Raw genomic sequence first — 10,534 nt, 5'->3', positions numbered from 1 at the left:
CGCGGGGCGGGTCCGTCGGGGCGGGGTGCGTGCGGGTGCGCCGGCGGGGCTGGCGGGGGCGGGGCGGGGCCCGCGCGCCCCCCGCGCGCCCCCCGGCGGGGGCCCCCCCCCACGGGGGCGGCCGGGGCGGGACCGGGGGCACCCGGTGGCCGGGTGCCCCCGTCTCCTCAGCGGCGGCGCCCCCGCCGCACCTTCAGCTCCTCGAACCGGGGCGTGTCACCGTCCTGGATCCGCTGCCAGGCCCTGCGGTACAGCTCGGCGGCCGGTTCGGTCGGCACGATCACGCCGAACGTCGCGTGCTCGTCGCTCATCAGGTCGCCGAACAGCGGCAGCTTCCACCGCTCCAGCGGCAGACGCGGCGCCTTCGGGTCGACCCAGGCGCCGGGCAGGAAGAGCGAACGCCCGGCTCTCGTACGGCTGGCCTCCACCACCAGCTCACCATCGGCCAGTTCGGCGCGGGCCGCCTTGAGCCGGGCCGGCTTCCACCCCGTCCAGCGGACCGTCAAACGGTCGGTCGGGTCGGGCATGGCGAGCAACATCAGATAGAGCGTGGCGGCGTCCTCGCTGATGCCGTACTCCTTGGCCACCTCGGTCACCAGCTCGGGCACGGAACGGCTCGGGTCCTGCGGCCACCAGGTGCCGTCCTTGCCGCGCTCGCCCGCCGACGGGTCGCCCGGGTCGGCGAGGAGAGCCGCGTACCGGGGATCGCGGGCCAGACGCAGCGCCACCTCGGCGGCGTAAGGCCGCTGGTTGTCGACGCGCAGCGCGGGCAGGTACGGGTCCTGGCCGGCCTCGTCGAGCAGCGCGACCCGGATGCCCGGCGCCGGCTGGTCGTCGTGGGTCGCCAGGATGACGGCGCCGTACCGCTCGAAGCCCTCGCCGACCTCGGTCGGGGTGCCCGCGGTCTTCCGGAACGAGGGGAGACCGATGTACTGCCCGAGGTCCAGCACCAGCCCGGGGTGGGCCAGCCGCTCGCGTACGGCGGTGAGTGCGGCGGGCAGCGCGGCCCGCAGCGGATCGCCGGCGGGCAGGCGGTGGGCGAGCCAGGCTGCGAGGCCGACCGAGCCGACCAGCGTGTCAGCGGTGAACCCGACCGCGTCGTCGCCGACGGGCCGGACCCGGTCGCCGTTGACCGCCCACTCCAGGTCCCGGGTGAGCCGGGGCTCACCGGCCGGGTGCAACAGCGCGGGCAGGGCGCTCCGAACCTCCCACCGGGCGTGCTTGACCGCGCGGAGCGCGTCGCCGAACAGTTCCTCGGGGACGGCCGTCCGCCTGCCGACCTTGTTGTTCCAGACCTCGGCCGCGGCGGCCACGTCCGGCCCCTCGGTCCACAGCCGGGCGGGGTCGGCGGGCAGCAGCGCGCCCACCACCGCGGCGCGGATCCCGCCGTCGATGCCGCGCAGTTCGTCCTTGGCGACGGCCGCCGGGGCGGCCTTCACCCCGATGGCGTTGCGCGCCTCCGTGGTCAGGAACGTGCGCTCGTAGACGTCGACCCGTGGCAGTCCGGCCACGATCAGCCGGGCCATCGTCCCGGTGACGCCGGTGCGGCGCGCGAACTCCTCGGCGGCCTCCGGGAACCAGGGCGCCGGTCCGCGCGCGGCCAGCTCCGCGAGGAACCCGCCGAGCCGGGCCGCCTCCCCCTCCCCGCCGAGCGGGGAGGACTCACGGAGCGTGTACGGCTCCGGCGTCCCGAACAGTCCCGCCGGGTCGTGGAAGAACCCGGTGAACGTGCAGCCGTCGTCGTCCAGGGAACGGCGTCCCACGATCGCGACGAAGGCGCCGCCGCCCAGCGGCAGCAGGTTGTTCCATGAGCCTTCGCGCCACTCGCCCGACGGGGTGCGCAACTGATCGGCCCTCAGGTGCAGGACCACCTTGCGCCACCGCTCGGACGAGGTACCGACACCCAGCCCCAGCGCGTCGAACCGGTCGAGCAGTACGCGCAGCGCCTCCCGGTGCTCCTCCGCGGTGGTGCCGGCCGCCGCCCGGAAGGCGATGGCGGCCGCGCGGTCGGTCAGCGACCCCAGTTCCGGGTGTCCGGTCGGCAGCCCGGGCCCGTCGAGGTGGAGTCGCACGGTCGGCCCCTCCGGCGCGGTGGCACCGGGGAGGAGTCCGGCGGCCCTGGTCATCACACGCAGGCTGCGGAAGACGGTATCGGCCTCATCGTCGCGGTTCCACCAGTAGTGCGTCGCCTCGCCGAGGCCGCTCATCGCTTCCTGGAGCAGGGTGTCCGCCGGCCCGGCGGGGCCCTCCACCTCCTCCACGCCCCCGTCGAGCGCCCGGGTGAGCCGGGCGGCCGCCGCGTCGAGGACGGCCTGCTGGCCGGCGGCGTGGCGCACGACTCCGGCGATGCCCGCGACGAGCGCGTCATGCGTGACCGGCAGTAGCGCGCGGATCGCGTCGGGCAGCGCCTGCTTGTCGTCCTTCGCGGCGGCCGCCAGCAGGGCCGCCGACGTCTCCCCGCCGATGCGGCGCAGCGCGGCGGAGCCCTCCGGGTCGCGGGCGGTCATGCACTCCCAGAACTGCACCGGCGGCAGCAGCAGCGTGCCCTCGCCGAAGATGCCCGGGGTGCGGTCCGTCTTCGCGACGGAGGTGACGACGCCGTCCGTGTCGACGACTTCGAGCTGCCAGCCGTTGCGGACGACGGCACGGGCCCGGTCGTCGCCCGGGAACACGACGAGCGCGGCCGGCCTGCCCCGGTCGGCGGGCAGGGTGACTGTGTGTCCGGCGAGGTCCTGGCCGTGCCAGGAGCCGTCGGGCAGCTGAACCGTGCGGATGCCGACCACGCCGTCCACGGGCGCGGAGGCCGGCGCGCGGCCGACGCTCGGGGAGGGGCCGAGCCAGCCGCCGTCGTAGGTGCTGCCCTCGGGGACGTCACGCAGCGCGTTGGCGAGGAAGGCGGGCATGCTCATGCGCCCGCGCTTGTTCGTGGCCGGGTCGTACTCGTAGAGGCCGTGCGTCTCCTGCTCGCCGTCCGTGTGCCACACCCAGTACGAGGCGCCGTCGAAGACCAGCCACCGCTCCTCGGGGATCGTGGTGTCCCCGACGTGCAGGACGCCCGCACCGGTGGTGCGGCCGCCGCCCGGGAGGGGCAGGGTGAGCCTCAGATTGCCCTTGTACCAGTCCATTTCCGTGCCGCGGGTGCCGCCGGGGCCCTCCATGGTCTGGGGGCGGTCGGCGCGGCTGTGCCAGTAGCCGCGCAGGCCGTCGTTGCGGGAGCGCCAGTAGACGAGCAGCTCGCCGTCCACGTGGTGGAAGCCCGGGTCGCCCCACTTGTCGTTGGCCGGGATGCGCAGGTCGTGGGTGAGGAGCGTGCCCTCCGCGCCGATCACGCGGGCCTGGGCGGCGCCCGCCACGATGAGGTTCGGCCAGGCGTCGGCGACGATGATGTCCTCGACGTCGTTCTTCGGGACGAGGGTGGTGGTCGCGTCCTCCCAGGCGGGCCAGCCCAGTTCGTCGAAGAGCCCGGCGCGCAGGGTGCGCGACAGCACCGGCGCCAGGTCGGTGGCGACGGCCGCGCGCACCTCGTCCTCGGCGAGCGCCAGCGCCTCGGCGGGCAGCCACTTCAGCCGGGTGAGCGCCTCGGGCAGCTGGGGCAGGCCCACGGCGGTGAACCGCCGGACGACCTCGCTCACCCACTTCGCCAGCAGGGGGCGCCCGCCCGGGGAGGCGGCGAGTACGCGGATCGCGCGCCGCCCGGAGTCGTCGTCGCCGAACCGGTCCGCACCCCGCCGGAAGGCCTCGTGGAAACGCGAGTCGGCGGTCAGCGACAGCAGCTCACGGTGTCCCTCACCCGGGGCCCACTGCTCCAGCGGCAGTCCGTCGCCCTTGTCCGGGGCGGCCACCGGCATGTCCAGGGACAGCAGCAGGTCGATCAGGTCGATGTCGTGTGTGACCTTCAACTCGCGCCCGGCGGTGGTGAGTTCGGCCCGCAATCGGTCCGCCGCCCGCTCCACCAGCGGGTACAGCTCAGGCATCCGGGTGGAGCCGCGCCAGGACCGCGCCCGCTCCCGGAACGTCAGGAACCGCTCCAGCCAGCCCGCCGTGCCGTCCTGCGGCCGCTGCTCCTCGGGCAGGGAGCCGTCCCACAGCCCGGCCGTGGCGCCGGAGGCCTCCAGCATGTCCAGCCACATCGCGGGCATCTCGTCGTCGTAGGACGAGGGGAGCGTGTCCAGCAGGGTGCCGCGCATGTTCGGCTCGCGCGCCGCCAGCGCCACCAGCGCCGTACGGTGGCCCTTCCACCAGCCGGCCGCGGCCCGCAGCGTGGACGGCAGGACCAGCAGCTCGGCCAGATAGTCCTGTTCGGTCAGGTCCGCGTCCCGGCCGGCGGCTCGCGCCAGCCTGCGCAGGTCGCCCGCCATCTGGGCCGACGGCGGCAGACCGCCCGCCGTACGGCGCAGGCACAGCTTGGTGAAGCGCCGCAGCGCCTCCTCGGCCGGGACCCGCGCGGCCAGCTCCTTCGCGTACGCCGACAGCACCTTCACCGGGAGCGCGCCGGCCAGCGCGAACTCCAGGAACACGGCGTCGAGCCGCTCCTCCTCGACCGTCAGCCCGTGCTCCGCCTCGGCTTTGCGGGCGCGGGTGAACAACTGGGCCGCGTACGTGGCGTTCTCCTCCGCGAGGAACACCCGCCCGGCCTGCTCGTAGAAGGTCGGCAGGAAGTGCGGCACCGACGCCGCCAGCCGCTCGCCGAGCTCCTGGTAGGCGTCCATGGCCATCTTCGGCTTGGACTTCGCCTGCCGGGCCGCCCGCTCCAGGTCCGGCACGATGCCCAGCGCGTGGTGCCCGTCCGCCGGGTGGTGCACCAGCACCCACTCGGGGAAGCCCAGCGACTGCCGCAACCCCAGCCCCACGACCTCCGGCTCCGCGTCCTGCTCCAGTCCCAGGAACCCGGCGGCCAGATCCTCCGCCGCGCCCAGCTCCCCGGCGACCAGCCGTACCACCACCCGGTCCTCCAGGCCCGGATGACGGTACGTCCGCGCCGTCAGCGGCACCGCCCGCTCCCCGGCCCCCTCGGTGTCCGACGGCAGCACCCCGCCCGCCGTCAGCAGTTCCTCGTACGACACCCGCGTCCCCCCGCTCATGCGTCCTTGCCCTCCTCGATCACACGCCCGGCGTACAGCGCCGCGGCCATCCGCATCCCCTCCGACCAGGCCACCGGGCCCACCTCGCCGAGCGGCAGGGCGTGGCCGTCCTGGTCCTGCCAGGTGAGGCTGCCGGTCTCCACCTGGTCGTCGTAGTACGGTTCCCCGATCCACACGGAGGCGTCGACGGTGCGCTCGCCGTCCCGGACCCGGGCGGTGGAGTAGCCGCCGGAGACGCGGTACCCGAGCGAGGTGGCGCGGGCGGCGAGGGCGAAGCGGGAGCGGAACTGGCCTCCGGTGAAGTCCCGCACCTGGGTGGCCTTGGCGGCGAGTCCGTCCGGCCGCCGCCAGGTCGCCCGGTGTATCTGCTCGACGCGCTGCACGATGCCCAGCTCCGCCGCGAACTCCCGGATGTCGTCGAGGTCCGGCAGCAGCACCGGGTGCGGCAGTGTCACCGTGCGCGGGGAGAGGCGGACCGTCTCCCCGTCCAGGTTCACGATCCGCAGCTCCCCGGAGTCGGTGGCGCCCCGCAGGAAGCCGACCTCGTCCGGGTCGTCGCCGACCACGGCGAGGTCGCGCAGCGCGGCCTGCCACGCCTCGTCCGGCCACACCCGGGCCAGCAGACCGGTGGGTACGGGCAGTGACGACACCATCCAGGCGTCCACCTGCGTGACGCACGCCGCCGCGTGCCGATCCAGCCATTCGGCGAACCGCCGCAGCCGGTCCACCTCCGGGTGGTCCTTCAGCGCCTTCGGCAGTGACTTCAACTGCCGTCCCGCCGCCCGGCCCGAGGTGGCTCGTGCCGCCACCCGCCCCTCCACAAGGGCGACTTCATACCCGTCACCCGCCGACAGCCAACCCACGAACCCCAGCCCTCCGCGTCAGTTCCACAAGAAGAAAGCACAGTTCAGCCGGGGAATCCCGGCCCAAGTGCGACCATGTGCGGAACGCTAGCGGCAGCCACTGACATTCGGTCCGGCGCCTCCCGACAAGTCCCCTCCGATGCGCCGGGAACCCCGACGACGAACAGGCAGCGCGAGGCGATCCCTCCGGCGTCCGGCAAGCCAATCGAAGCGAGAACGCCGACGCATCCGTAGACCTACGTAACCGGAGTACGTATTACCGGCCAGTCACCGATCCCGGATGTCGTACGGTCGACACGCTCACCCTCCGCAGTGGCGCGCGGGTGGGTCGCCGCCGCGGAGGGGACGCGGTCCGGATCGGAGACGCGGTCCGGATCGGAGACGCGCCCGGATCGGAGAAGCGGCTCAGCACGGGTAGCGCTCGATCTTCGACTGTGCGGTCACCCACCCACTGCGCCTCGGTGCACGTGTCGAGGTTGGCGCTGCCGCCGAAGCGTCCGCCGGCGCCTGCGGACTTGACGCCGCCGAAGGGGGCGACGGCTTCGTCGTCGACGGTCCGGTCGCTGATGTGGACGGCGCCGGATTCGATTGACCACCGGGACGCCGTATGGGTCAGCGCGGCCATCGCGGTGGCGTTCGTCAGCGGTCTGCCGGACACGTGCCCAGCAGCCCGCTGACTCCTTCCGGGTCCGGTCAGTCGCACCTGCCGGTCGGCCGGCCCCGTGTCACCACATGGCTGATGCCGGTGGTCGAGTCGAGCCACACCACCCGGGTGCCGGAGGCCGCCGCCGCGGAGAGCTGCTCGCCGCGGTTGCAGGAGACGCGGCTGCGGAGTCCGTCGTCGCCGGAGAACTGCCAGAGTTTGGCCAGGGACTCGTTGCGGATCGCGGGGTCGCCCGTGCGGGCCCCCGCCGTGACCGTGTCCTCGGAAGCCGTCACGTCGAAGACGTCGAGGGCGTTCGGGCCGGTCTCCGGACTCAGGTCCACCACCCCGGAACCGTCCAGAGGGGAGCGTCGCAGCAGCGTCCTGCCGTCTTCCGGCCCCGCGAGGGCAGGGGAGGCGCGATGCCGTGGGACTGGTCCGGACGCGGTAGGGCGGGGCCGGAAATCGGCGGATGGCCGAGAAGCTGCGCACCGCGCGGTGGCGAGGGAGCGGCCCGCAAGGTGCGATACGCGCCAATGGCGTCCCATCCGCATCAAGGGTCGGTCGGGCATCACCGACCCCCTTCGCACCGCCCGTCACACCCCCGTTACAGTGCGCTTACGCGGGCCTCCCGATGCCCGGCACGGATTCACCACGCCACCTTCACGCGGCGCACACTTCCGGCCGAGCGGCGTCCGGCCGGTGCCCCTCGGGGCAGACGGTGTGCTTGCCGGATGCCTAGCCTCCCGGCCCATGCGATCACCACTGATGAGACGCTTCGGCCTCGGTGCCGTCCTGGCCCTCGCCCTCGCCGTGTTCGGCATGGCCCCCAGCGCGAGCGCGGTCGACGCGGCATCCGCCGAGCTGACGTTCGCCACCGACAGCGCCACCACCACGCCCGGTGGCACGGTGAACCTGTCGATGACAATCACGAACAACCACACCTACGACGTCTGGTTCATCTATCAGACCATCGAGCCGACCTGGCTGACCAACCAGCGCCCCGACCTGAAGTACTCCTTCACCGGCTGCAGCCTCGCCACGGCCGCCGGCGCCACCCCCTGCTCCGGGACCGGCCCCGCCAACCTCGGCACCAACTACGGCGCCACCGTCCCGCCCGGCCAGAGCCGTACCGTCACGCTGACGCTCCAGGTCGCCGCCGACTCCGGCTGCAACGGGAACATCGGCTTCTACTCGTACTTCTACGCCGAGTTCAGCGACAGCACCAACGTCAGCGGCGGCCCGGTGTACACGCCCGAGACCCGGGTGCTCTGCGCCTGACGGTCCGCCAGGACGTGTACGACCGTGACGGGAGTGACCTGAAATGACCTGCGATCAGGCTTCCGTCATGGTCTGGACCACTGGCGAACGATCCGGCGGACCCGAACGGTCCTCCGATGCGCCCCGCAGGGCCCGGACCAGCGCGCCGGGCCCTCGCGGTCGGCGTACACCACGCTCACCTGCGGATGAGAAAACGACCAATTCGGTTCCAGATTCGCCCAGTTGGACGCCTGCGCTTTTCCGTCATGTTTCGCAACATGACCACGAATGCCGCACACAGACACCACTATGTGACGCGACGGATGCGTCGACGACTGGGTTCTGAGGGGGACGCCGGCGTCACGCAAGGGGGTGCGTCCGCTCCAGGAGAGGCGTGCTCACCCCTGCCCGGGGAGGGGACTTCACCGCATGAAGCGGACTTCACGCACCACCGTGCTCACGGTGGGCGCGCTCATCGCCGCGCTCGGCCTGCCGGCCGGCCCGGCCCAGGCCGACGACACCGCACCCCGTGTCGACCTGCGGGTCCTGGTGGTGAGCGACGGTGGCCCGTCCACCGACGCGATCGCCGCCGAACTGACCGCGGCCGGCACGCCGTACACCGAGATCGACCTGACGAACTCCGACCGGCCCGTGATCGACGCCGGCTTCCTCGCGGACACCGTCGACGGCCGCCCACGCGCCAGGTTCCAGGCCGTCGTGCTGCCCAACGACAACCCGTTCCCGGCCGGCTCCACCGAGATGGCGGCACTCGCGACGTACGAGCAGACGTATGCGATCCCCCAAGTCGACGCCTACACCTACGCGCGTCCAGAAGCCGGTTTGCAGTACCCGATCTACGGCGGCTACTCCGGCAGCATCGACGGCGCCGAGGCCCAGGTGACCGACGCCGGGAAGGCGGGTGCCTTCGGCTACCTCGACGGCGTGGTGCCCTTCGAGGACAACGACCCTGCCATCGGCGAGAGTTACGCCTATCTGTCGAAGCCCGTGGCGGGAGCCGACTTCACTCCCTACGTCGAGGCGGCGATCCCCGGACAGTCGACGCGCGGCACGCTGGTCGGTGAGTACCGGCACGACGGGCGGCGCGAGCTCGTCGTCACCTTTGTCTACAACCAGTACCAGCAGCAGTTCCGGCTGCTGGCCCGCGGCATCGTGGAGTGGATGACCGGCGGGGTGCACCTGGGCGCCTCGCGGAACTACTTCGCCGTGCACGTGGACGACGTGTTCGCCGCCGACGACCGCTGGAACACCGAGCTGAACTGCACCCCCGGCGACGTCGACTGCACCGACCCGAGCGTCGAGCCCGACCCCATCCGCATGCCCCCGGACGACGTCGACCACGCCACCGCCTGGCAGACCGACAAGAATTTCACCCTCGACCTCGCGTACAACGGCGCCGGCAGCGTCGACCACCGCGAGGACAACAACGGCGACGACGCGCTCACCGACAAGCTGATCGTGGACCGCAACCAGTTCCGCTGGATCAACCACACCTACTCGCACCCCTTCCTCGGCTGTGTCCAGGACACCAGCGTGGTGCCCTGGAGATGTGCGACCAATGCCGACGGCTCCACCCAATGGGTGAGCCACAACGAGATATCCGACGAGATAGCCACCAACCGCGTCTGGGGCGAGACGGCCGGACTCCCGCTGGAGAACGAGGAGTTGGTCACCGGTGAGCACTCCGGAATGAAGGTGCTGCCGCAGCAGCCCGAGGACAACCCCAACCTGGCGCTCGCCCTCGACGACAACGACATCGCCTGGCTCGGCTCCGACAACTCCCGCGAGCCCGCCCAGCGTCGGGTGGGCCCGGCCACCACCGTGCCCCGCTACCCCATGAACGTCTTCTACAACGCGGGCAGGGCGGCCGAGCAGGTCGACGAGTACAACTGGATCTACACCAGCCGCGCCCAGGGCGGCAGCGGCATCTGCGAGGACAACCCGGCCACCACCACCTGCCTGTCGGCACCCCTGGACACGGCCACGGGATACGAAGAGGTCATCGTGCCGCTGGAGAGGCGGATCGCCCTCGGACACGTCCTCGCCAACGACCCGAAGCCGCACTTCATCCACCAGTCGAACCTGGCCGAGGACCGCATCGCCTACCCGGTGCTCAGTGGTGTCCTCGACGGGTACGCGGCGCTGTTCGCCGAGAACACCCCCGTGGTCAACCTGCGGATGAACGACATCGGCGCCGAACTGCAGCGCAGGGCCGCGTGGCAGGCCGCCCTCCAGGCCGGCGAGGTCACCGCCTACCGCATCGGCGACACCGTGACCGTCGAGGCACCGGACGAGCTGGCGGTCACCGCGACCCTGCCCACCGGCACCACCCTGGCCGGCACCGCCTTCGGCGACGCCTACGCGGGCGCCGTCTCCGGCTGGACCCCCTCCTCGGGCGACCCCCTCGACCTCGCTCTGCCGACGTCCGTCGGCACCTCGGCCACCGTCACCACCGAGTCCGCCGAGGTCACGGAGTCCGCACCGGACACCCTCGTCCCCGCGGGTGTGAGCGACAGAGTGCCGTACACCGCGGACAACTGACCTGCGGCACCCGCCCACAGACCGTCCCGGCCGCTTGACCGGCGGCCGGGACCGGCAGGGAACCACCCCACACCACGGCCGTGGAGCTGTATCATATAAACATAAACCAGACCACCAGACACTCTCAC

The 10,534-nt window shown here is 72.7% G+C and carries 5 protein-coding genes; 2 read left to right on the top strand and 3 right to left on the bottom strand.

What is annotated here, in order from left to right; all coding sequences use genetic code 11:
- Positions 1-167: 167 nt before the first annotated feature.
- The 3 genes from ACFU53_RS42845 to ACFU53_RS42835 form a co-directional block, all read right to left on the bottom strand.
- A complete protein-coding gene (locus ACFU53_RS42845) occupies positions 168-5,081 on the bottom strand; it encodes a DNA-binding protein (protein ID WP_384005203.1) in 4,914 nt (1,637 codons plus the stop codon).
- A complete protein-coding gene (locus tag ACFU53_RS42840) occupies positions 5,078-5,944 on the bottom strand; it encodes a DUF4132 domain-containing protein (protein ID WP_384005202.1) in 867 nt (288 codons plus the stop codon). Before ACFU53_RS42840 ends, ACFU53_RS42845 begins: the two co-directional genes overlap by 4 nt.
- Before the next feature lie 693 nt (positions 5,945-6,637).
- The gene (locus tag ACFU53_RS42835) at positions 6,638-6,934 is read right to left on the bottom strand and encodes a hypothetical protein (protein WP_384005201.1); all 297 of its coding nucleotides are present in this window, start codon (positions 6,932-6,934) and stop codon (positions 6,638-6,640) included.
- Between the two features lie 406 nt (positions 6,935-7,340).
- Between ACFU53_RS42835 and ACFU53_RS42830 the strand changes: the two genes are divergently transcribed.
- Entirely contained in the window at positions 7,341-7,868 is a 528-nt protein-coding gene (locus tag ACFU53_RS42830; RefSeq protein WP_384005200.1) for a hypothetical protein, read from the top strand.
- A 408-nt stretch (positions 7,869-8,276) separates the two neighbouring features.
- A complete protein-coding gene (locus ACFU53_RS42825) occupies positions 8,277-10,406 on the top strand; it encodes a hypothetical protein (protein ID WP_384005199.1) in 2,130 nt (709 codons plus the stop codon).
- Positions 10,407-10,534 lie beyond the last annotated feature (128 nt).

The sequence above is a fragment of the Streptomyces sp. NPDC057474 genome, assembly GCF_042802555.1.
GTDB lineage: Bacteria > Actinomycetota > Actinomycetes > Streptomycetales > Streptomycetaceae > Streptomyces.
This window is presented reverse-complemented; position numbering and strand designations above follow the sequence as displayed.